Annotated in this window: 18 protein-coding genes and 1 other RNA gene; 2 read left to right on the top strand and 17 right to left on the bottom strand. The window is 51.3% G+C overall.

Annotated elements, in window-relative coordinates; translation table 11 throughout:
* Positions 1-34: 34 nt before the first annotated feature.
* From ACFSDB_RS06975 to ACFSDB_RS06940, 8 genes are all read right to left on the bottom strand, one after another.
* Positions 35-1,537: a carboxypeptidase M32 gene (locus tag ACFSDB_RS06975; RefSeq protein WP_204892300.1), complete on the bottom strand. Its 1,503-nt coding sequence runs from the start codon at positions 1,535-1,537 to the stop codon at positions 35-37.
* 56 nt (positions 1,538-1,593) lie between these two features.
* The gene (locus tag ACFSDB_RS06970; protein WP_204892301.1) at positions 1,594-3,501 is read right to left on the bottom strand and encodes an ATP-dependent DNA helicase; all 1,908 of its coding nucleotides are present in this window, start codon (positions 3,499-3,501) and stop codon (positions 1,594-1,596) included.
* 51 nt (positions 3,502-3,552) lie between these two features.
* Positions 3,553-4,689 carry a THUMP domain-containing class I SAM-dependent RNA methyltransferase gene (locus ACFSDB_RS06965; RefSeq protein WP_204892302.1) on the bottom strand — a complete coding sequence of 379 codons (1,137 nt, stop codon included), beginning with the start codon at positions 4,687-4,689 and terminating at the stop codon, positions 3,553-3,555.
* Between the two features lie 478 nt (positions 4,690-5,167).
* Positions 5,168-5,549: RNase P RNA component class B (gene rnpB, locus ACFSDB_RS06960), an RNA gene on the bottom strand.
* 49 nt (positions 5,550-5,598) lie between these two features.
* Positions 5,599-5,892 carry a cell division regulator GpsB gene (gpsB, locus tag ACFSDB_RS06955; RefSeq protein ID WP_204892303.1) on the bottom strand — a complete coding sequence of 98 codons (294 nt, stop codon included), beginning with the start codon at positions 5,890-5,892 and terminating at the stop codon, positions 5,599-5,601.
* Positions 5,893-5,989: 97 nt separating this feature from the next.
* On the bottom strand, positions 5,990-7,237 hold the full coding sequence (locus ACFSDB_RS06950) for a ribonuclease H-like domain-containing protein (RefSeq protein ID WP_204892304.1): 1,248 nt from the start codon (positions 7,235-7,237) through the stop codon (positions 5,990-5,992).
* A 7-nt stretch (positions 7,238-7,244) separates the two neighbouring features.
* Positions 7,245-9,515, bottom strand: coding sequence for a DEAD/DEAH box helicase (locus tag ACFSDB_RS06945; RefSeq protein WP_204892305.1), 2,271 nt, complete (start codon positions 9,513-9,515; stop codon positions 7,245-7,247).
* Positions 9,512-9,877, bottom strand: a complete 366-nt coding sequence (locus tag ACFSDB_RS06940) for a YppE family protein (RefSeq protein ID WP_204892306.1) — start codon at positions 9,875-9,877, stop codon at positions 9,512-9,514. The genes ACFSDB_RS06945 and ACFSDB_RS06940 overlap by 4 nt, the downstream gene beginning before the upstream one ends.
* A 178-nt stretch (positions 9,878-10,055) precedes the next feature.
* Here ACFSDB_RS06940 and recU point away from each other — a divergent pair, with 178 nt between their 5' ends.
* Together recU and ACFSDB_RS06930 are read left to right on the top strand one after the other, a co-directional pair.
* The gene (gene recU, locus ACFSDB_RS06935) at positions 10,056-10,667 is read left to right on the top strand and encodes a Holliday junction resolvase RecU (protein ID WP_204892307.1); all 612 of its coding nucleotides are present in this window, start codon (positions 10,056-10,058) and stop codon (positions 10,665-10,667) included.
* Positions 10,668-10,683: 16 nt separating this feature from the next.
* On the top strand, positions 10,684-13,419 hold the full coding sequence (locus ACFSDB_RS06930; protein ID WP_204892308.1) for a PBP1A family penicillin-binding protein: 2,736 nt from the start codon (positions 10,684-10,686) through the stop codon (positions 13,417-13,419).
* A 359-nt stretch (positions 13,420-13,778) separates the two neighbouring features.
* On the opposite strand, the gene ACFSDB_RS06925 is transcribed toward ACFSDB_RS06930, so the two are convergent.
* The 9 genes from ACFSDB_RS06925 to panD form a co-directional block, all read right to left on the bottom strand.
* Complete coding sequence (locus ACFSDB_RS06925; protein ID WP_204892309.1) at positions 13,779-14,102, bottom strand: YpoC family protein; 324 nt, start codon at positions 14,100-14,102, stop codon at positions 13,779-13,781.
* Positions 14,077-14,757, bottom strand: a complete 681-nt coding sequence (gene nth / locus ACFSDB_RS06920; protein ID WP_204892310.1) for an endonuclease III — start codon at positions 14,755-14,757, stop codon at positions 14,077-14,079. Before nth ends, ACFSDB_RS06925 begins: the two co-directional genes overlap by 26 nt.
* 12 nt (positions 14,758-14,769) lie before the next feature.
* Positions 14,770-15,471 (bottom strand): DnaD domain protein, encoded by a 702-nt coding sequence (locus tag ACFSDB_RS06915; RefSeq protein ID WP_204892311.1) that lies wholly within the window; start codon positions 15,469-15,471, stop codon positions 14,770-14,772.
* A gap of 55 nt (positions 15,472-15,526) precedes the next feature.
* Positions 15,527-16,822, bottom strand: a complete 1,296-nt coding sequence (gene asnS / locus ACFSDB_RS06910) for an asparagine--tRNA ligase (RefSeq protein ID WP_204892312.1) — start codon at positions 16,820-16,822, stop codon at positions 15,527-15,529.
* A gap of 26 nt (positions 16,823-16,848) precedes the next feature.
* On the bottom strand, positions 16,849-18,036 hold the full coding sequence (locus ACFSDB_RS06905) for a pyridoxal phosphate-dependent aminotransferase (RefSeq protein WP_204892313.1): 1,188 nt from the start codon (positions 18,034-18,036) through the stop codon (positions 16,849-16,851).
* A 17-nt stretch (positions 18,037-18,053) separates the two neighbouring features.
* A complete protein-coding gene (locus ACFSDB_RS06900) occupies positions 18,054-18,530 on the bottom strand; it encodes a cell wall elongation regulator TseB-like domain-containing protein (protein ID WP_204892314.1) in 477 nt (158 codons plus the stop codon).
* Positions 18,531-18,538: 8 nt separating this feature from the next.
* Complete coding sequence (locus ACFSDB_RS06895; protein ID WP_204892315.1) at positions 18,539-18,709, bottom strand: YpmA family protein; 171 nt, start codon at positions 18,707-18,709, stop codon at positions 18,539-18,541.
* A gap of 26 nt (positions 18,710-18,735) precedes the next feature.
* Positions 18,736-21,498 carry an ATP-dependent DNA helicase DinG gene (dinG, locus tag ACFSDB_RS06890; protein WP_204892316.1) on the bottom strand — a complete coding sequence of 921 codons (2,763 nt, stop codon included), beginning with the start codon at positions 21,496-21,498 and terminating at the stop codon, positions 18,736-18,738.
* A gap of 603 nt (positions 21,499-22,101) precedes the next feature.
* Positions 22,102-22,485: an aspartate 1-decarboxylase gene (gene panD, locus ACFSDB_RS06885; RefSeq protein WP_204892317.1), complete on the bottom strand. Its 384-nt coding sequence runs from the start codon at positions 22,483-22,485 to the stop codon at positions 22,102-22,104.

Genomic DNA, 22,485 nt, shown 5'->3' with positions numbered 1-22,485 from the left:
AACGGAAAAGGATTCCCCTTTTCCGTTCCGCCACTCAGTTTAATTGATAGATCTTAGTGTATTTCTGCTCCAGATAGCTCGCCAGGTGCTCAGCATTCAGCCCTTCGCCGGTCGCATCCCGGAGGATCTCCAAAGGCTTTTTCATGGCTCCGTGGCGATGGACATGTTCTGTCAGCCATTCACGGATCGGCCCGATATTCCCTTGTTCCAGCAGATCTTCAAAATTCGGAAGATCCTGGAGCATGGCATTCTTGAACTGGGCTGCATAGATATAGCCCAATGCGTAGGACGGGAAATATCCGAAGCTTCCGCCAGCCCAGTGGACATCCTGAAGGACCCCTTCTGCATCGTTGGCCGGCCGGATGCCCAGATATTCCTCGTATTTGTCATTCCAGAGCTGCGGCAGATCCTTGACTTCCAGATCGCCGTTAAAAAGCCCTTTCTCGAGCTCATAGCGCACCATGATGTGGAGCGCGTACGTCAGTTCATCTGCTTCAATGCGGATGAGCGACGGTTTTGCTTCATTGATCGCCCGCAGGTAGTCCTTTTGAGCCACATCAGCGAAAAGGTCCGGCGCCGTTTCTTGAAGCAGGCGGTAATTCCTCTTCCAGAACGCGTCGCTTCGGCCGATGAAGTTTTCGAAAAACAGCGACTGTGATTCATGGATGCCCATGGATGCGCCGGTCTCGACCGGCATGCCGGCAAGTTCTGCCCCCAAATTCTGCTCATACAGCGCATGGCCTGCTTCATGGATGGTGCCGAAAACGGCTGAACGAAAATCTTGTTCATCGTACTTCGTCGTCACTCGGATATCCTGGCGGTTGATTTTCGTCATGAACGGATGGACGGTTTCATCCAGGCGCCCTCCCTCAAAATCATAGCCGAGCTGCCCAAGGATCCGGTAGCTGAAATCGCGCTGTGCCTCTTTTGGAAAATGGCCGAAAAGAAAGGCGGTTTCCGGCTTGTCCGCTGATTCGGAAATCTTCCGGACAAGTTCCACGATGCGGCTGCGTAAAGCTCCGAACACTTCATCCAGCACTTCTGTCGTCATTCCGGGCTCGTATTGGTCGAGCAGCGTATTATAGGGGCTGCCGTTCTTTTCGCCCCAATAGCCGATCATTTCCTTCGTCATGGCGACCAGCTTTTCCAGATAAGGCTGAAACAGCGAAAAGTCGGCGGCTTCTTTCGCCTCTTCCCAGACGGATTCCGCTTTGGCCTGGAGCACGACGAACTCCTTGAATTTCTCAGGAGGGATTTTCTTGCTCAAGTCATATTCTTTTCTGGACTCTTCCACGGAGCGGCGCAGCACAGGATCCAGTGCTTCATTCTTCGCTTCCAGTTCAGCCAGCATATCGCCGAAGCTGTCGGACGTTGCCAAAGCAAATTCCTCTGCTGACAAAGTGCCGATTGTCTCGGACCGGAGATCCACCCCTTTTTTTGGTGCTCCGGTGCGCAAATCCCAATACAATAAAGAAAGCGCCTCCCGGTAAGCACGCAATTTATTGACATGCGCGCTGTAAAGTTGTTCAATCGCCACAAATATCCCTCCACATCCAATTTAGACTAATAGTGTAGCATATAACCTTGCGGCTATTAGAAATTTTCCGCGGGAACAGGCAATATTTTATCCCACAGATGCTGTACCGCCAATTCTTCTTCATTCAGCAGCAGATGGATTTCTCCATGATCGCTTGAGGTACGGATCAAGCGGCCGATGCCCTGCTGGATGCGCAGCTGCATAAACGGCAAGTCGATTTCCTCAAGTGGGTTGTTGCTGAAACGCCGCTTCGCTTCGAATACAGGGTCCTGCGGCGGAAATGGCAGATCGACGATGATGACTTTCGTCAAAGCTTCTCCTGGCAGATCGAGTCCTTCCCATAAATGGTAGGAGCACAAGATTTGGAACTTCCCTTCCTGGAAATCCTTCACCACGGTCGATAATTCGCGGTCCCCTTCAAACTCGATCGCGTAATGGTGATCAAGCGGCAGGGAGCGCTTGAAATTGTCCATATCCATTTTGGATTTGAACAGCACCAGGGTCTGGTCGCCGGTCGAGAACAAATCGTAGACGCGGCTGAATTTATCCTTTTGCTCAAGTGGATGCTTGAAGATTTTCATCGTATCTTCGTAATCGAATGGCGATGGAACAGAAAACGACTGGAAATCGTCGATCCCTAAGCTATCTGCGATATAGGTGAAATCCTTTTGGATCGACAGCGTGGCAGAAGAGAAAATGATCGGCATCTTGCCGTCGAAGAAGTTTTCTTCCAGAATATCCGTGACCAGGCGCGGCATGATGACCAATGTTTCGATTTCGTCCTTCACTTCCAGCCAGTTGATGGCATCGCCTTCTTCAACGAATAAATTCATGGCGAACGTATACACTTCGAAGTATTCTTCCGCAAGTTTCAGGTCGTATTCCGGAATGGTGTACAACTCGCCTTCAAAAACGAATTCTTCCATCAATGCATCTATTTTCCGGATCAGCTCGCGGCCGAGCGCCAACAATCCAGCCGGCTTGTGGATGCCTTTGCGGTCTTCATCGGAAGCGATGGTGTTCTTCTTCAATTCCCGGAAAAATTCATTGTGCAGATCAATGATTTCCTCGATCAACGACAAGGTCTTCTCCCGCACCCCGTCGACCATGACGCGGTCGGTTACATTCAAAAGCGTCATTTCCTGCACTTCGTATGTCAATGCACGCTGTGCAGCAAATTCCAGCAAATGTCCTTCATCGAGGACGATTTGTGACACTTCCGGCAAAAGCGGCGTCTGGCCTTCGCGGATCCGGGTCTCTTTTGTCCAGATATGTTCCATCAGGAAATCATGCGAGCAGATGACCAGGTCGGTCGCCTGGCGGTAATGGTTGCGGTGGATCGTCTGGCCGCATTTATTGCGCAGTTCGCACGCCGTGCAGTTTTGGATCGGGTGGTAATTGACCTGTTGCCATTCTTCATCCGTCACATCTGGAAAACTCGAACGTTCGCCGTATGGATAGGTATTCTGCATCGAGTACGTCTTGTTGACGAATTCCGGCAGACTGAACTCGATGTCATCCAGGAAATCCGCATCGCTCCGCTTCTGTGCGCCCTCGAGGCGCTGCAGGCACAGGTACTGGTCGCGGGATTTTGCCAATCGCACGTCCAGCTTTAAATCAAACAGGCTGTTGAGACGGTCGATGTCCCCGCCCTTTTTCACCAATTGTTCGATAAGCGTTTCATCGGCACACGAAATCAATGCCGGTTTGCCGGTGTACCGCGCATACGCGATAGCCGGCAGCAGATATGCCAAGGTTTTCCCGGTGCCCACGCCCGCTTCTGCAAACAGCACCGATTTGTCTTTCAACGCCTGTTCGATCTGGAACGCCATGAAAATCTGTTCATCGCGCAGATCGAAGCCTTTTTCCGGCAATTCATCGTAGAATACATCCCCGATCCAGTCGTTCAGCGATTCGAAAAAGGTTTTTTCCTTGGATAACGGAAAAGGTAGTGGCTGTCTCATAACATTCTCCTCACAGAGAAACGGAAGGGCTCTGGCCCTTCCGTTCCCGCGTCATTTATTTTTTGGGCGTTCTCCCCAGAATTGGAATAGGTCTGTGCGGATAAAGCCGTTGAAGAGCTTCCGCTTTTTTGTAGCCGGCTGTCCGTAAAGTGTTTCAAAACGGGCCATGGATGACAGCATATACACCGACCACGTCGGATGTTGTGCAAATATGCGTCCCATGTCCTGGATCATCTCTTCGATCACTTCGATTTCACCGATCCGTTCGCCATAAGGCGGGTTTCCGACGACAACGCCGTTTTCCCCGGTTGCGACAAAATCCTTCACTTGGCGCTGCTGGAATTTGATGATATCCGCAAAGCCGGCTTCGCGTGCATTTTCTTCCGCCAACTTGACCATCTTGTGGTCGATATCCGTCCCCAGGATGTTCAGCGGCTGGTCATAATCCGCCAGCTCTTCCGCTTCCTCGCGGACTTCATCCCAGATTCCCTGTTTCATCCACGGCCAATTTTCACTGTCGAAATCGCGGTTATAGCCGGGGGCGATATTTTGGCCGATCATGGCCGCTTCGATGACAATAGTGCCGGATCCGCAGAACGGGTCGACAAACGGCCGGTCGGGCGTCCAGCGGGACAGCTTCACGAGGGCCGCAGCAAGTGTTTCTTTCAATGGCGCTTCCCCTTGGTCGAGGCGGTAGCCGCGTTTGTGCAGGCCTGCGCCGCTTGTGTCAATCGACAATTGGACTTTGTCCTTCAGGATCGACACTTCGATTTTAAAGCGGGCTCCCGACTCATCAAGGAAGGAATTGCGGTGGTATGCTTTTTTCAAGCGCTCGACGATCGCTTTTTTGACCAAAGCCTGGCAATCGGGCACACTGTATAATTTGGATTTGACCGACTTTCCTTGAACCGGGAAGCTGGCATCGACCGGAAGGAACTTCTCCCATTCAATCGCCTTGGTCCCTTCAAACAATTCGTCGAACGTATAGGCGCTGAATTCGCCTGCGATGATTTTCACGCGGTCTGCCGTGCGCAGCCAAAGGTTCGTTTTGGCGATATCGCGCTCATCGCCTTCAAAAAACACCTTTCCGTTCTCTGTCTGGGTTTCATAGCCCATTTGCTTCAGTTCATCCGCCACGATCGACTCCAGGCCCATTGCCGCGGTTGCGAGTAATTTAAATTTAGCCATATTGACTCCTTTTCCTCTTGCATGGTGTTCTATACTATATAAGTTGAACTTATGATTCTACTTATCGATATTCCGCAAACCAGCTGCGCTTGCCGCGGGCTCGCGTCCAAGCCTCCTCAGTCGCTCTGCTCCTTGCGGGGTCTCGGCTGTCTCGCTTTTCCGCAGGCAAGCCATTGGCCGAATGTAGTTCGGACAATGGCTTTGCGACGAAGTGCGCAGCACTGCAGGAGCAGTACGGTTTTCGCAGCTGGTTTGCTCCATATCTGAGATACATCTTAGATGAAAGAGCGTGAAACTTTCGCCTGCCTCTGCATCGCTTCGCTAGCTTTGAGACATGAAAAAGCGCTGGAGCGACTTCGTCAAGCTACAATAATTTAGTTCAATTTATTATATAGAAGGCTTCTAAGCCCGTCCTCTTATAAGTAGAAAAGCTCCCCGGAAGGAGAGCCTTGAAAAAGCATGTTAAAGCCAAACGAAATTCTATAAGCCATGTTTTGTTTCCACGTACTCAATCGGCTTGCACCTCGTACTAGTGGACGGCAATCATCTATCTGCTAGGCTTGCGCCTGCCTCTTCCTCGGTTCAATTCCTTTGGAAAAGTGCCCCTACCATAATTTGGGTTTCTCACTCGCGGGGTTTACCTCGTTCCACCTGCATAGTTTCCTATACAGCTCCGTCACTGTGGCACCTTCAGGGTATTTCGGCCATATCCAAAGACTTAGGCGTTCTACCCGCCGTCAACTGCAAAGCAGCTGCCTTAGCTTATTGTTTCGCTAAGCGCGATCACTACGGCCATCGCAGGTCCGTGTGAGCATGGACTTTCCTCTCCAGGCCAAAACCTGGAGCGATTGCCAGAATTTCAGATGGCTTAACAAGTATACGCCATTCGCGCAGGAAATTCAAATCTCATTAATTATTGTTCAGCTTGCTGCCGAAAACGTGGTTTTCCAGATGCGACAAGCGGCGCAGGATATCGAAATTGGTGGTTCCCGGTGCCGGGGCTGCCTGTTTTTTCGGCATGTCTTCCAGTTCCGCACGAAGCCGTTTGTTCTCATTCTGCAATTGTTCGATCTTTTTATTGAAAATTTCATAGTCCTGGATGATTTCGTCTAAAAAATGGTCCACTTCGTCTTGGTTATAGCCGCGCATTCCAGTTTTAAAGTCTTTTTCCAAAATGTCTTTCGCTGTAAATTTATTGTCCATTTTCATCGTCCTTCCGTAACGTCCCTTGTCGACCGACGTTAATGCAAAATAAAAACTTGCTTTACGCTAAGTATAGCATAAGGCAAGTTTTCCGTGTCTAGTTCTTCTCAACTTCCGGGCGATTTTTTCGGATTTTATCTTCCAGGCGCACCAGGCGTTTCTGGATATCACGGATGGTGGACTGGCGCACTTTGGTGTGTTCGCTTGCTTCTCTCGCGAAACCGGCCATGACCAGCGCTTGGCTGAGGTCTTTCAGCTGGTGTTCATAGAGCTTGGACGCGTGGATCCAAGCCTCTACCTCCACTGCGCCGCGCAGATGGGGAGCAGCTTCTTTGAAGAGCTGTACGGCTTCCAGGTGGAGGCCGCCCCTTTTTTTCTGGATGGCCAGCAAGTAGCGCGCCATGGCCCCGGCACTTCCCCGCTCCTGAGTGACGTGCTCAAGGTAAGCGGCGCTTTGGTCGAATTGTTTCAGGTCCGCGTACCATTTGCCGATATTCGTATAGGCGCCGCTCGTCTCAGACAGGAGATCCTGCATCAAGAGATCCGAAGACAATACGTATAGCGACACCAGCGACAGGATGTCCAGTTCGTTATGGTACAGCACTTTTGAAAGGCCGTCGGAATAGCCGCTCTTCACCGCATCCAGGTAGATCGGCGGAATCAGGAAGCCGGGCACATCTCCGACACGCTCGAAGCCGAGCTTCTCCTCTTCGATCGTGCTGAGCTTCATGCGTTCGAGTTCATTTTTCCAGATGCGCTTTGTGCCGTGGAACAGGTCGACTTGGCGGGGTTCAGGCAGTTTCGGAAGGATGTTCCGGTGCATCGTCCACCGGGAAGTCAGCTGCGGCCAGTCAAAACTTTTGCCATTGTAGGAAAAAACGATCGGCTGCTCTTCTTTCCATAAGCCGGTCTCATAAAGAAAGGCGGCTTCGTGGGAAGGGTCCGGCATGATGTACTGGGTCATCTCGAAGGAATCCTCTTTCCGGACGAGCAGGCCGACCAGGAAAATATAAGCCCCTGTGCCGCTGAGCCCTGTCGTTTCCGTATCGAAAAAAAGGATCGGGTCTTCTTTTTTCAGTTTGAACGGATGCTCGAACGGCGTTTGTTCCCACGCCTCCAGCACCCGGTCCAACTCGGAAAGGCGCACTTTCCCGTGGCGCGTATCAAGCGGATAGGTGATTTTCTTTTCAAAGACGAAACCGAAACGGTTCTCTTTCAGCTCGAGGCCGATTGCACGCCATGCATCGGCATGCTGCGGCCGTTGGATCGCTTCCGGCGGCCGTTTTTTTGCCGGCTGCTTTTTCAGCATCCCTTTCATCTGAAGCAGTTTGTTTTCAAATGACATCGCCCGTTCACCTCTCTTTGCGGAGCTCGCTGAGCAGATCGATTACATTGTGTTTCATGCTGACGGCTGCATCCTGAGCACCGATGCACGACGGACAGCCATCCAGGCACGGGCATTCCTCGACATGCTGCTGGGCTTTATCGAGCAGCGGCTGCCAAAGATCGTAGATGCGCTCGCTGATGCCGATGCCGCCCGGATAGGAATCATGGATGAAAAACGACGGCAAATCGTTGTGCGGAGATTTCACCTGCGGCACCACATGGACGTCGCGGCGGTCGCATTGCACGAAAATCGGAATGAACGATTCGATGGCATAGGCGGCACCGGTCATCGTATCGGACAATTCGGAAGCAGAGAATTCTTCAGGTTTCGTAAAGCTCAGCCAAGTGGACGAAGTATGCAGTTCCTCGGCCGGCAGTGAAATGGGGCCCGAGCCGATATTGTCATGGCTGTCGAAGCGGATTTTCTTGAAAATGGTCGGCATCGCCAATACCGCAATATCGCCGTATTGGACGTCCGCTCCGTTGAATTTCCGCGTCTTGTCTTCGCTCATGACTTTCAGCTCCACCGCCAGATTGGCATCCGTGAAATAATCGACATCGACTTCCGTGACATACGCTTTCTTTTCTTCCCAATCGAGAATCTCGACTTGGTACTGCGTACCTTGGTGCAGGTAAATCGCTTCCTCGTGCAGCAGCGTCATCGCACTGAAGCGGTCCATCTCGCCAATGACACGCGTATTTGCCGGGACCGACTGGTCGATGATGACCACATTCTCCTGCGAAGCGGAACGCAGAGAGATGTCGTGCGCAGGGAAACGGTCGCTCATCCAATGCCAGCGCTCCGATGTCCGGACAAGCACCCCTTGCTCCTGCAGGTATTCCAGCAATTCCTGGACGTCGAACTCCCCGTACTGGTCGTCGGTGGAAAACGGCAATTCGAACGATGCACATTTCAAATGGTCCATCAGGATGATGATGTTCTCCGGGTGGATGCGGGCTTCTTCCGGCGACTGGTCCAGCAAGTATTCCGGATGGTTGATGATGTATTGGTCCAGCGCAGTGGATTGGGCCACATAGATGACAAGCGACTCATCCTGCCTGCGCCCAGCGCGTCCTGCCTGCTGCCAGGCGCTGGCGATATTGCCCGGATATCCGGTCATGATGCACGCCTGCAGCTGGCCGATATCGACGCCGAGTTCCAATGCATTGGTCGAAACCACGCATTGGATGGTGCCGTCGCGCAAGCCTTTTTCGATGGCGCGCCGCTCCGTCGGCAGGTAGCCGCCGCGGTATCCTTTGATCGATTCATCCTGCAGCTTCGTCTTGGTGATGGCCTGCAGATACGTCACGAGCATTTCGACGCGCACCCGGCTTTTCGCAAAGACGATGGTCTGGATTCCCTGCTTGACCAAGTGGGTTGCCAAATCCCGCACTTCCAGGATGGCGCTCCTTCTGACACCGAACGTCGGATGGATGATCGGCGGGTTGTAGAAGAGGATGTGCTTCTTGCCCGAAGGCGCCCCGTTCCGGTCGATCAAGGCATGTTCTTCATTGGTCAGGTTCTCCGCCAGCTCTTTCGGGTTTGCAATTGTCGCCGATGTGCAGATGAATACCGGGCTGCTTCCGTAGAATTCGCAGATGCGCTTCAAACGGCGGATAACATGTGCCACATGCGTACCGAAAACACCTTTATACGTATGAAGCTCGTCAATGACAATATAATGAAGGTTTTCAAATAGGGAAACCCACTTCGTGTGGTGCGGCAAAATCGCCGAATGCAGCATGTCCGGGTTGGTCATGACGATCTGGCCGGCTTTTCGCACCTTGGTGCGGATGGCCGGTGACGTGTCGCCATCATAGGTATATGACAGGATTTCCTTTTCGGTTTTCTCGATCAGGTCGTGCAGGTCGCTTTTCTGGTCCTGTGCCAGCGCTTTCGTCGGAAACAGATACAAAGCGCGTGCGTTCGGATCGTTCAAGATCCGGTGGAGGACCGGCAAATGATAGCAATACGATTTGCCGGATGCTGTCGGGGTCACCGCCGTAAAAGACGTTCCCGCCAACGCCAAATCGAACGCTTCCCGCTGGTGGGTATAAACCTTTTCAATCCCTTTTTTCCGCAGCGCCTCTTTTAGGCTGTCGTGCATCTCAGGCGGAAAATCGGCATAAGCAGCCGGCTTTTCCGGTTTTGTGTGCCAGTGGACAATGCGTTCCATCATGTCCGGCTCGGTTTTCCATTCCTCCAGAAGCTCCGGAAGTTTTTTTCGTCTGATCATATGTCCTCGCCCTTTTCGTCAATCGCCAGCATGAACGTCTGCAGCGTATACTGCGCTGCCTGGATCGTCTGGACAAATCGCTTTTTGCTCGTCTCTTTGTAAAAACTCTGCACAAAGACTTGCGCCATGCCTTCTGCTGCTGTGTCGATGGTTGGTTTGTGTACGTATTTCGGCCGTTCCGTTTGTATATAAAGCAGCGATTCCTGCTGCCATTGCTCTATTTTCGCATGCCATAGGTCGGCATAAGGCTTAACATCGGCATAAAAGTCAGGGACCGCATCTTTTTCGCGCATTTCATAGAAACGGTCCAGGCAATTGCCGCATTCCTCGAACAATTCCGCCGAGAGTCTTCTTACAGTCATATCGCGTCCCTCCATTGCCAATAGTTTATCATATGGCGCCTATATAATCGAACAGACATTCTTTTCATTTGGAATCCCTTTCCGAATCGGCTATTATTATGCTAGCCCTTTTGGAACTTTTACACCCCGAAGTCGTCTTAGTCGGTGTGATATGATAAAATGAGCGAGGTGTATCACAATGGCAATAAATTATCCGAACGGCAAAAAATTTATCCCGCAAAAAGAACTTCCGAAAAAGAATAAGAAAAAGGATTTTTCTTTCAGCAATAGGGGTAAAACGTTAGAGGATGAATTGAACGAAACCAATGAGTATTACCTGCAAATGGGCCTTGCAGTAATCCATAAAAAACCGGTTCCGGTTCAGATCGTCAAAGTCGAATACCCTTCCAGGAGCGCCGCTGTCATCAGGGAAGCTTACTTCCGCACCCCGTCGACAACGGATTACAACGGTGTCTGGAACGGCCGATACATCGACTTTGAAGCAAAAGAAACGGAAAATAAAACTTCTTTTCCACTGAAGAACATCCACGACCATCAAATCCACCACATGTCCCAAGTTGTCAAACAGCAAGGGATGGCATTTATGATCATCCGTTTTTCTTCTTTGCAGCGTTATTTTATCATGCACTTTGAAGAGCTGGAAGTTTTTTGGGACCGCATGGTTGCAGGCGGAAGAAAATCGATCCCGCTTCAGGAAATCGAAGAGACCGCAATTGAAGTTGTCCCCGGCGCTTTCCCGCGCCTCGACTTCCTGCCTGCCCTGCAGCAATTGCAAATGAAGCATACATGAAAGCGAGGAACCGATTGTGAGTGAAAAACCCCTTTCGCGCGAACAGCGCAGAAAAGCAATCGAACAACAACGAAAAAACAGCAACAAGAAAACCAAGAAACCTAAACGAGGCGGATTATTCAAGCGCATTATCCTGGCCCTGCTCTTAATAGGTGTAATTGGCCTCGTATTCGGAATCGGCTTGTTCGCATTTTATGCGAGCAGCGCGCCGGAAATCGACGAAGACCTTTTGCGCGATCCGATCAGCCCGACCATTCTGGCAGCTGACGGGAAAACAGAAATCCCTTACATGACCGCTGAAAATCGGGAATACATTGAATATGAAGATATCCCGAAAGTGATGGAAGATGCCATTTTGGCAACGGAAGACAATCGCTTTTACGAGCATTCCGGAATTGATGTAATCCGCCTTGGCGGCGCTGTCCTGGCGAACATCACGGACGGTTTCGGGTCGCAGGGCGCCAGCACCATCACCCAGCAGGTCATCAAGAATTCCTTCTTGTCCCACGACAAGACATTGAAACGGAAGGCCCAGGAAGCGTATCTCGCTTACAAGCTTGAACAGAAATATGAAAAAGAAGAAATCTTTGAAATGTATTTCAATAAAATCCTGATGTCCGGCAATACGTATGGATTCGGGACCGCTTCTGAACATTTCTACGGCAAACCGGCAAGCGAATTGGAATTGCATGAAGCGGCGCTCCTCGCCGGCATGCCGCAAAGCCCGAACGGCTACAATCCGTTCAATAATCCCGACCGTGCGGAAACACGCCGCAATGTCGTCCTGAAATTGATGGAGCAGCACGGCAAAATCACGACAGAGCAGAAAGAACAAGCCCAGGCAGCATCTGTAACCGATTCGCTGGTACCTGAGGACAAGCGCAAAACGAACACGGTAACAGGCGAGTATACCGCCTTCATGGAAATGATGGAAAAAGAACTGGAGTCGCTTGACGGCGACTACGCAATGGACGAAGGTTTGACGATCTACACGACGCTTCGGCCTTCTGTCCAGAAAGCTGTCAATGCCGCAATGGAATCCGATTTGTTCTTCGATGAGGAAGTTGAGTCTGCGATGACGGTCGTCGATACGAAAACCGGCGGCATCAGTGCTGTCGGAGCCGGACGCGATTATAGCGGCGATGTCCGCATCAATCGCGCTACAGCGAGGGACCGTGTCATCGGTTCAACAATAAAACCGCTTGTGGTCTATGGACCGGCAATCGAATACCTCGAGTGGTCGACAGGCGAAACCGTTGTCGATGAACCGTACTCCTACAAGAGCGGACAGCAGATCCGCAACGTGGACGGCGAATTCATGGGTGCGATGACGCTCCGCGAAGCGCTGTACCGTTCGCGCAACATTCCGGCTGTTAAAGTACTGGAAGAAGTCGGCAATGAAAATGCTGCTGAATTCACCCGCAACATCGGATTGGATTTCGGCGGAATCTATGAATCCGCAGCGCTTGGATCGCCGGAGAAAAACATTTCCACGGTTGATATGGCCGGTGCTTTTGCGGCATTCGGAAACGGCGGCGTCTATACAGAACCGCACACAATTACGAAGATTGTCTTCCGCGACGGGACGACAGAACAGGTTGTAAAGCCTGAATCGGTTCCGGCGATGAAAGACAGCACAGCTTACATGGTCACGGATATGCTCCGCGATGTCGTCGATACAGACATCCCAGGAGCTACCGGCAAGGAAGCTGCAATCAACTGGCTCGATTTTGCCGGCAAGACCGGAACGTCCAACTATACGGAACAAGAACTCAATGACTACAACCTGGATTCTTCTTCTGCACCGGATGTCTGGTTTGCAGGCTATTCGACGCAATACTCGATTTCGGTCTGGAGCGGCTATCCAACCCGCCAAGTGGGAATCGATACCGCTTCTGACGAGCGTTTGCTGGCTCAGCGCCTGTTCAATAACGTCATGACCGAAATATCCAGCGAAGATACCGAACGGTTCCAAAAACCGGATTCCGTCGTTGAACTGGAAGTCGAAGAAGGAACCAGCCCGCTTCAATTGGCAAGTGCGTTTACACCGTATCGCCTAAGAAGCACGGAATTGTTCGTACGAGGCTCTGAACCGAACCAAGTATCCGAACGCTATATCCAGGAAGATCTCGATGCACCTTCCCGCTTGCGGGCGCAGGTCGACGGCAGCGATGTGAATCTGTCGTGGAATCACAGCGATGACGATGCCGCATTCGAAGTGTCTGTCCGGACCGGCGGCGCAAGCACCGTACTGACGACCACCGGCGAACAGGGCTATACGTTCAGCGGCCTTGAAGAAGGCACGACCTATACATTCAGTGTCGTAGCGGTAACGGACACCCAGCGCAGCGATCCTGCTTCAGTATCGGTGGAAGTGGCCGCTGCACCGGAAGAAGAACCGGCTGAGGAACCGGAAACACCTGAAGAACCTCCTGCCGAGGAACCGGAAGAGCCTGAAGAAGAGCCTGCCGAAGAACCGGAAGAACCGGCTGAAAAGCCGCAAGAGCCGGAAGAAAATCCTGAAGAAGGAAACGGCAACGGCGAAGGCAATGGCAACGATGAAGGCAATGGCAATGGTGAAGGTGAAGGAAATACGAACAGCAATGGTGACACGAACGGCAATGGAGAAGGCGAAGGAAATGGCGGAAACGAAGGCGGCGGTGAAGATGGGCAAGCCAATTCCAGCTCCACTCCGGCAACGGAAGAAACTCCGCCTGAAGATGCCCCTTCTGCTGAAGACGATAACCAATAAAACGAAAGAACCCCGCACCTGCAATAGCAGGTGCGGGGTTCTTTTTTCTTCTGAGATAATAAGGGGCTGTCTAAAAAGCCCAAAACGAAAAAGTCAGAGGAGAAAAAAGCAATGCTTTTCTCCTCTGGCCTTTTCCTTATTCTATAACGGATGTTGGGAATGGAAGCGGCGAGCAAGTTGGCCGACGGCAGTTCGGCCAACTTGTTTGCGACGAAGCAGCGAAGCGATGCAGGAGCATCGGTTTTTCCAGCGGGACAGCGAAGTGCCGAAATCCACTCGGACGCCAGTCCGAGTTAGTTCGGCGCGAGCCCGCGGAAAGCGTCCGCCGCAATGGACAGCAGCCTTTTTGGACAGCCCCTTTATTCGCCGGAGCGTTTGGACTGGATCCGCTTTGAAGAGATCGCTTTTTTCATTTCCGTGAACAATTCATCCAGCTGCCGGAATGCAGCGAATTTCGAAGGCTGCTGCTCGATCCAGGCAAGCCGTTCGCCTACGTTCAACGGAGCCGCCAACCCTTCGCAGTGTCCTAATAGCTGCTGGAAAAGCCAGATGCCTTCGCGCATCGGAGCTTCAGACCGGCCATCTCGAGAATGATGGGAATCTCGTATGCGCCCTTGCAGAATCGACCATGCGGTAAAATACGGCTCGATCAATTCATCAGTTAACTTCTGTGACGATATCATGCTTGACCAATCCTTTTTTGTCGCGCTTCTTCCCTTCCCTGCAGCGATCGAACAATGGGCAGATGTGGCAGCCCGGGTTCTGGGCTTTGCAGTGGTAGCGGCCGAAGAAAATGATCTGATGATGGGTCTTTGACCAGTCTTCAGCAGGCGTCTTTTTCATGATCGTCTCTTCCACTTGAAGCGGCGAGTCTTTCCACCGGTTCAGCCCCAGCCGCTTCGCTACCCGCTCTACGTGGGTGTCAACCGCCAAGGCTGGAATGCCGAATGCGACGGAAACGACGACATTGGCCGTTTTCCTTCCCACACCAGGCAGCGTCATTAACAAGTCGCGGTCGGCAGGTACCGTACTATTATAATCATTGATCAATATCCAGCTGAGCGCCTGGATATTTTTCGCTTTATTGCGGAACAAGCCGATCGACCGGATATCTTCCTGCAATTCTTCCAAAGGGACGGACACATAGTCTTCGGGAGTCGCATATTTCTGGAACAACGAGGCCGTGACTTTATTGACCAGTTTGTCTGTGCACTGCGCAGATAGCAAAGTCGCAATCAGAAGGTCAAATGGATTCCGGTGGATGAGTTCGCAGTGTGCGTCCGGAAACATCTCATTCATTTCTTCCAGGCACAGCTGCCACTCTTTTTTCGTCATCATGGCGATTCCCTCCTAATTCCTGTCCTCCAGCCAATTATAAAATTGCACTTTTTTGGTCGTGGCTGCAGCCGGCTGCAGCTGGACATTCTTTTCACGGAACGAGGTTGCATGCCGCGAAACTTCATTTGTCGTCTTGATGTTCTTTTTCTTCCACTCGAACAGGATGCGGTCGACATAGCGCAAGCTGATTTTTTGTGAAATGACGGCTTCTTTCAATGCCATGCGGATGATGGACGGCGTATGGCCGTCCTGGTCCATCCACATGGAAATTGTCTCAATTTCCATCGGCGATAGGAAGCGGCCGAATTCCTGTTCAAACAACTGGAAGATTTCCCCTTCCATCGCTTTTTGAGAATGTTCTTTTTCTGCATGCTGCTCTTTGTAGACACAATCCAACAAGCGGTCCCAAAGCGGCTGAAGGGAAATCTTTTCGTTCAGCACTTCTCCTTCCGTTTCCTGTTCGATGGCCAGATAGCCTTGCTGCATCAATTTTTGCAGCATTGTGGTTACGGACGTCTGGGATGTTGCCATGCGGGAGCCGATCTCGTCGGGCGTCGGGAATGTATTCCCGGCCTGCTGGAACGACTGGATGTGCATGAGGAGCATCGCTTCTTCATCAGTTATTTTCAACTCTTTATAGAATCGAAAAAAGAGCTGGGAAATGCTAACATTTCCCTGCTCGATCCATGTGTGCAATCGATTCGGCTGTTTCATATCCCAACCACCTTTCTTCTTTATTTTATTGCCGCTCTGCGGCGGCTGTACACTGTTACGGGTAGAGGCGGTTCAACAAGCGAGGGAACGGTATAGACTCGCGGACGTGTTCCGCTCCGCTGATCCATGCCACAGTGCGTTCAAGGCCCAATCCAAAGCCTGAATGCGGCACTGCTCCATATTTGCTGAGGTCCAAGTACCAAGCATAGGCTTTTTCATCTAAACCATGCTCAGCAATGCGCTGCTTCATCAGTTCGTAATCGTAGATCCGTTCAGAACCGCCGATGATTTCCCCGTAGCCTTCCGGTGCGATCAAGTCGGCGCAAAGCACAACATCGTCGCGTTCCGGATGCGGCTGCATGTAGAACGGTTTGATGCCGATCGGGTAATTCGTGATGAATACCGGCATATCGTAGTTTTCGGCAATTGCCGTCTCATGGGGTGCACCAAAATCTTCTCCCCATTTGATATCGTCAAAACCGTTGTCGTTCAGCCATTGGATGGCTTCGTCATAGGAAATGCGAGGGAAAGGCGCTTTAATTTTTTCAAGTTTCGATGTATCTCGCTCCAGGCGCTCAAGTTCCAACTTGCAGTTTTTCAGGACGGACTGGACGATATGGGAAACGAATTGTTCCTGGACTTCCAGGCTTTCTGCATGTTCGACGAACGCCATTTCCGGTTCGATCATCCAGAACTCGATCAAGTGGCGGCGTGTCTTCGATTTTTCCGCACGGAACGTAGGTCCGAATGAGAAAACTTTGCCAAGCGCCATTGCGGCAGCTTCCATGTACAATTGGCCGGATTGCGATAAGTATGCATCTTCGTCAAAGTACTTTGTCGCAAAAAGTTCCGATGTCCCTTCCGGTGATGATCCTGTCAGAATCGGCGGATCCACTTTGACAAATCCGTTGTCATTGAAAAATTCATAGGTCGCACGGATGATTTCGTTGCGGATTTTCATGATGGCATGCTGTTTCCGTGAACGAAGCCATAGGTGGCGGTTGTCCATCAGGAACTCAGTGCCGTGTTCTTTCGGCGTGATCGGGAAATCTTTTGCTTCGTTGATCACTTCAATGCCTGTTACAGCCAGTTCGTAGCCGAATGAAGAACGGGTATCTTCTTTCACTTCGCCTGTAACATAAACAGACGTTTCCTGCGTCAAAGCTTTCGCCGTAGCGAAAAGATCATCGCCCACTTCCGCTTTTACGACAACACCCTGCACAAAGCCTGAACCGTCGCGGAGCTGAAGAAAAGCGATTTTCCCGCTTGAGCGCTTGTTCGAAATCCAAGCGCCGAGTTTGATTGTTTGTCCGTTGTAATCTGCCATTTCAGCAATAGTAATTTTTTTCATCATAGCCTCCAGAAATTATAATACACTCAGTCTTGCCATTTAGATGTTACGAATTTATGAATCCGCTCCACAGCTTCCGTCAATGCATCCAAAGAAGTCGCATATGACAAGCGAATCGTTGAAGCCGCCCCGAATCCGGAACCCGGAATGACCGCGACATTCGCTTCGGTCAAAAGTGCAGTGGCAAAATCGTCCACCGAATCGAACCCGGTTTTGCGAGCAGCTTCGGACACATCCGGCAGCAAATAGAAAGCGCCTTGCGGGCGGATGACCGAGAAGCCGGGAATGGCTTCGACTTTCGGGAAAATCGCTTCCAAGCGGCTTTCGAATGCCTGGCGCATTTCTTCGACCGTCTCCTGCGTCCCGTTATAAGCTTCGATTGCCGCATATTGTGAAGTCGTCGTCGGATTCGAAGTGGAATGGCTCGCTAGGTCGGTCATGGCCTTGATCAAGCCGGCATCGCCTGCCGCATAGCCGATTCGCCAGCCGGTCATGGAATGCGATTTTGAAACGCCATTGATAATGATGGTCCGGTTTTTGGCATCTTCCGACAATTCGGCGATCGAGGTATGGGTGACGTCGCCGTAAATCAATTTCTCATAGATTTCATCCGAAACGATCAGTATTCCGGCTTCGCGGCATACTTCCGCCAATTCTTCCAATTCCTGCTTCGAATAAATCATGCCTGTCGGATTGCTCGGCGAGTTGATGATAACTGCCTTTGTCCGGTCCGTGATCGCTTCTTTCAGCTGCACGGCCGAAATCTTATACTGCTGGCTGGCTGTCGCTTCTATGTATACAGGAACCCCTTGCGCCAATTTAACTTGTTCGGGATAGCTGACCCAGTAGGGAATCGGGATGATCACTTCATCCCCTTCATTCAACAGCACCTGGAACAAGGTATAGAGGACATGCTTGGCACCGATGCCGACCATGATTTCATTCGGCTTGTAGCTGAGGTGCTGGTCGCGCTCAAGTTTATTGATGATCGCTTCCTTCAATGCAGGCAGCCCGCCCGCCGGCGTATATTTGGTCTTGCCTTCTTTCATCGACTGGTAAGCGGCTTCGAGGATGTTTTCCGGTGTATTGTAATCCGGCTCGCCTGCGCCGAGGCCGATGATGTCGACGCCTTGGGCTTTCAGTTCATTGGCTTTTGCCGTTATGGCCAAGGTAGTGGATGGCGTTAAAGTCTGTACACGTTTCGCTAAGTTCATGAATGCTCACAACCCTTTCACATGTTCAAAATCTGTTTCCATTTTTTTCCGTCTTTTGCGGAGATATAGATGTAATTCAAGTTCTCGTCGCTGTCAACGAATGCCACTTCCCAGACCGGACCGTCTTTCTCCAAACCGAGTTTCGTGTGGAGGATGTCTTTGACGTCCGTATCCCCAAGGGCAAGTTCGCGCGCCTGTTTAGCAGTCACCGCGCCGTCGAGCATGGCATGCTTCATATCGCCCTTCCCGGTCGGAACGAACACGGCTTTCAGTTTCCCTTCAGCGTCTTCTCCGATGACGGTGACGGCTGCCTGCTTGTTCGTGTATAGATAAGCTTGCTTCACTTCTGTCAGCAAATTTCCGCTTTTGACCTGGTCAATCGCCTTTTGTTCCGCTTCGGTAAAAGGCTTATTGCCTGCCACAATGACAACAATCATGAGCGTCACTGCCAGAAAGGAAAGAAAGCCCCCAATAAAGATCATCCATTGTTTCATTTGCTCACCTAAGTCTTATAGATTGTGAAGACCGCTTTTTCGGGATCTTCCTTGTCGAGCGCCAATCCGAACATCAAATTATCGTGCTTCAGCGTCCGGTTCAAGGCATCGACCACTTTATATAGATCGGCTTGATACGTAACGGTTACAGTTGAAAGTATTTCAATTTTCGACTCCATGGCAGCGACCTTCCTTTCGGTTCATATCATTGCTTATTATACCAATGTTCAATATCCGTGACCATCTTTTCCAAAGACACTTTCAAGACTTTCACCTTGGGCAGGGCATTGAGGAATTCAATGCCGTAGGATTTTGTTTCGATGCGCCGGTCCAGCACGATGAACAGCCCCTGATCATTTTTGGACCGGATCAACCGGCCGAAGCCTTGGCGAAGGCGAAGCACCGCTTCCGGCAGCGCATACTGCAGGAACGGGTTGATCCCTTCTTTTGCGATAACTTCGGAACGTGCCTTGAACACCGGTTCGTCTGGAGAGGTGAACGGCAACCGGACCACAATGACTGCCCGCAGCGCATCTCCCGGCACGTCGACACCTTCCCAGAAACTGTTCGTACCGAAGAGCACCGATTTCTGAAAACGCTGGAACGATTTCAATAGCTTCATCCGGCTGCCCGACGTCATTCCTTGGGCAAACAGCATATAATCATCAAGCAATCCAGTGTCCTGGATCAAATCGACGGTCTTCCTGAGCATGTCCTGCGAGGTGAAAAGCACAAAGCAGCGCCCTTCCGTCACCAGGACCGTCTGGATGACGGCATCCGCCACCGATTCGATATAGTCGCCTTGCGAGACTTGCTGGATATCCGGCATGTCATCGACGATGAACACGCGGGCACCCTGGTAAAATTCAGGCGGCGGTGTGAATTTCGAAATCGGCACGCTGTTCGGGATGCCAAGCTGATTGACGATAAACCGCTCGTTCGAAGGCACGCTCATCGTGCCGGACAGCCAGATGAGCGCTTTCTTCCCCCGGTGCGGTTCAACAAACCGCTGGACGATCGAGGTTACTTCAAACGGCTGCTTGTACAGGGAGAGGCTGGTCGGCAAACTCCGCAGGTCCCCTTCGATCCAGCTCACTTCGTCCTCGAGCGGGAATACGAAAATCTCACTGAACTCGACCGCCTTGACCATCATTTCCTCTGTCCAGAAACGCCAATCGGAAATCGTCAATTTGTCATCCATACTCGTTTCCGTCAGCCGTTCCGCCTTTTGCAGGACCAGCTGCGACAAATCGATCCATTCGTTCAAGAAGCGCAGCAGCTCCATGAACCGCGGCTTTTCATAAGGAAGTTCACTCAGGAGCGAAGCGCATTTTTTATGGCGGCTTCCCTGGAATTTATTGGAAAATTCCGCACCCAAAAGTGTAGCCGCTTCGTCGAACAAGGCGGTGAATTTATTGAACAGCGCTTCAAGCTTCAGCATTTCCGGCACTGTCGAAAACCCGGTACGTTCAGCCACCCGGTACATTTTGGCGAACAATTGCTGGTCGTCGAAAGTGCCGATCTGGCCGAAAACATACTTCCACTGGGTGTAAACGAAGGTTTTTTCGTGCTGGGCTACAGCCGCCCGGACCACTTGATGTGCTTCGTCCCAGATAAATGCATCCACACCGGACAGGATTTTTGCCAGCGGTGATCGCTGGTTCAATAAAAACGAATGGTTCGTTACAATAATGTGGGCATTTTTAGCCCCTATAAGGGCGTATTCATAAAAATCATAGCGCTTCTCACTCTGGGTCAGTTTCCGAAGATGGGAACGGCGGATTTTATCAAGCACAAATTGCCCGCCGCTCGACACATTGAGTTCACTCAAGTCTCCTGTTTCGGTGAGATTGAGCCAGATGAGCACTTGCATGATCGTGAAGGTTTCGTCATAGGATTCATCTTCGCCGTGCAGCAGTTCGGCAAACCGCTGGAGATCGATATAATGGCTTAGCCCTTTGATCAACGAAATGCGCACCGGTGCGCCGACAAGTTCACTGACAATGCGCCCCTCCTTTTGGACAATCTGATCTTGCAGGTGCGTCGTATAGGTGCTGATCAGCACCTGCCTGCCGGTTTCAACCGCATGGTTCACTGCCGGCAGCAGATAGCCGATCGTCTTGCCCATTCCGGTAGACGCTTCAATCACGCGTTCCCCGCGGTCTGCCATAGCCCCTTCAATGGAAGCCATCATGTCGAATTGGCTCTGCCGGCGTTCAAACTGTGGAAACGCACGTTCAAGCGCCGTTTCCCATTCGCGGACCGGTGTATAGTGGGCCGCTTCTTTCTCAGCAGGTACATGGCGCTTTTTCAGCGGGATGCCTTGATACCGTTCACAAGGTTCCTCCTTGGCAGAACGTTTGGACTGGGTCAGTTCAAAGAACAGACGGGAGAGGTCCGATTTTAACTGAAACGAACGCTTATGCAATAGGGACAGTGTTTCATAAGGCAGCCGGCCGAACTGCTCTTTGGCTTTCAGGAACAGGTGCGCTGTCGCCAAAGCGTCATCATCGGCCCGGTGGGCACTCTCAAGCGGAATGCCCAGAACCGATGCGATATCCTGCAGCTTATAGCTGAAAGCTGTCGGGTACATGAGGCGCGCCATTTCCACGGTATCCATCGTCAGTCCCTGCCATTTCGGCAGGCCGCTGCGCGTCAATTCGGCCTGCAGGAACGGCAAGTCGAAATTGGTATTATGCGCAACGAAAATCGCGTTTTCCATTCGCTCGAAAATATCCGCAGCATGCGATTCGAACGGCAATGCGTCCCGTACATCTGCGTCCGATATGCCTGTAAGATCTTCGATAAAAGCCGGAATTTTGCGTTTCGGATTGATGAATTCGCTATATGTATCAATAATGAGGTCGTTTTCAATCGTTACCATCGCTATTTGAATGATCCGGTCACCTTTAGCAGGGGAATGGCCCGTTGTTTCAATATCGACAACGACATATTTCTGGGTGTTCATTGCAAACCCTCTTTCTCAGGTGATTCTCTCCGTAAAATTGTAACATATCCCGCCTTTCTCCGCCTTCCGTCAGAATAGAAAATCACTTCGTTCCTGCGCAAATAAAAAAGCCCCCTTTATGGGGGCGTGAGTTTGTAGAAAAAAGAATAATTTTTCAATTAGATGAATAAAACCAATGGAAGCTATATTGGATCCTCCACTTCAGGCGGACGCTTTCCGCGGGCTCGCGCCGAACTAACTCGGACTAGCGTCCGAGTGGATTTCAGCACTTCGCTGTCCCGCTGGAGTCGCCGCCTTCCGTTCCGGACTTCAAGCCAGTAGCTTGTACTCAGCAGGTCTAAGCAGAACCATTATCCTAACCTCATCTATTAGATACAGGCGACGCTCCCGATCGGGTTGGCCACGGAGACTCCTGTGGGAGCAGTGAAGGAGCGAAGCGACTGAGCGACTCGTGCTGAAGACCCTGGACTGAGCGTAGCGAGGGAAGCGGCTGAAGCCGAGCCCACGGAAAGCGAAGTGGCCAGCCCGGTCGGGCTTATGCATTTTCATTCATACAAATTAGACTTTGTCTACAGTCTGCATATCGTTTTCAAGGGCGTTCTCTTACATAATGGTCGCTTCAGGCTCGTAGCTGATGATTTCACGGATTTTATTGTTTTCGTCCATGATGGCAACTGTCGGCTTGTGGTCGCGTGCATTTTCATCCATCACATATCCGTATGTCAGGATGATGACGATATCGCCTCTTTGCACTAGGCGGGCGGCTGCGCCGTTGACGCAGATGACGCCGCTTCCCCGTTCGCCGGCAATGATATACGTTTCAAAGCGGGCTCCATTATTGTTGTTGACGACATGCACTTTTTCATTTGCCAGCATACCGACCTCGTCCAAAATGTCCTGGTCGATCGTTATGCTGCCGACGTAGTTCAAATCGGCTTCAGTGACAGTTGCACGGTGGATTTTGGAATTCAGCATCATTCTAAGCAT

The sequence above is a fragment of the Planococcus chinensis genome, assembly GCF_042681545.1.
GTDB classification, from domain to species: Bacteria; Bacillota; Bacilli; order Bacillales_A; family Planococcaceae; genus Planococcus; species Planococcus chinensis.
The sequence above is the reverse complement of the archived record's forward strand: the minus strand, read 5'-3'. Positions and strand labels throughout refer to the sequence as shown.

Excerpts from the sequence above, each read along its gene's own strand:
- ACFSDB_RS06970 (WP_204892301.1), bottom strand. The coding sequence starts at position 3,501 with ATGAGACAGCCACTACCTTTTCCGTTATCCAAGGAAAAAACCTTTTTC.
- ACFSDB_RS06965 (WP_204892302.1), bottom strand. The coding sequence starts at position 4,689 with ATGGCTAAATTTAAATTACTCGCAACCGCGGCAATGGGCCTGGAGTCG.
- gpsB (WP_204892303.1), bottom strand. The coding sequence starts at position 5,892 with ATGGACAATAAATTTACAGCGAAAGACATTTTGGAAAAAGACTTTAAA.
- ACFSDB_RS06950 (WP_204892304.1), bottom strand. The coding sequence starts at position 7,237 with ATGTCATTTGAAAACAAACTGCTTCAGATGAAAGGGATGCTGAAAAAG.
- ACFSDB_RS06945 (WP_204892305.1), bottom strand. The coding sequence starts at position 9,515 with ATGATCAGACGAAAAAAACTTCCGGAGCTTCTGGAGGAATGGAAAACC.
- ACFSDB_RS06940 (WP_204892306.1), bottom strand. The coding sequence starts at position 9,877 with ATGACTGTAAGAAGACTCTCGGCGGAATTGTTCGAGGAATGCGGCAAT.
- recU (WP_204892307.1), top strand. The coding sequence starts at position 10,056 with ATGGCAATAAATTATCCGAACGGCAAAAAATTTATCCCGCAAAAAGAA.
- ACFSDB_RS06925 (WP_204892309.1), bottom strand. The coding sequence starts at position 14,102 with ATGATATCGTCACAGAAGTTAACTGATGAATTGATCGAGCCGTATTTT.
- nth (WP_204892310.1), bottom strand. The coding sequence starts at position 14,757 with ATGATGACGAAAAAAGAGTGGCAGCTGTGCCTGGAAGAAATGAATGAG.
- ACFSDB_RS06915 (WP_204892311.1), bottom strand. The coding sequence starts at position 15,471 with ATGAAACAGCCGAATCGATTGCACACATGGATCGAGCAGGGAAATGTT.
- asnS (WP_204892312.1), bottom strand. The coding sequence starts at position 16,822 with ATGAAAAAAATTACTATTGCTGAAATGGCAGATTACAACGGACAAACA.
- ACFSDB_RS06905 (WP_204892313.1), bottom strand. The coding sequence starts at position 18,036 with ATGAACTTAGCGAAACGTGTACAGACTTTAACGCCATCCACTACCTTG.
- ACFSDB_RS06900 (WP_204892314.1), bottom strand. The coding sequence starts at position 18,530 with ATGAAACAATGGATGATCTTTATTGGGGGCTTTCTTTCCTTTCTGGCA.
- ACFSDB_RS06895 (WP_204892315.1), bottom strand. The coding sequence starts at position 18,709 with ATGGAGTCGAAAATTGAAATACTTTCAACTGTAACCGTTACGTATCAA.
- dinG (WP_204892316.1), bottom strand. The coding sequence starts at position 21,498 with ATGAACACCCAGAAATATGTCGTTGTCGATATTGAAACAACGGGCCAT.
- panD (WP_204892317.1), bottom strand. The coding sequence starts at position 22,485 with ATGCTTAGAATGATGCTGAATTCCAAAATCCACCGTGCAACTGTCACT.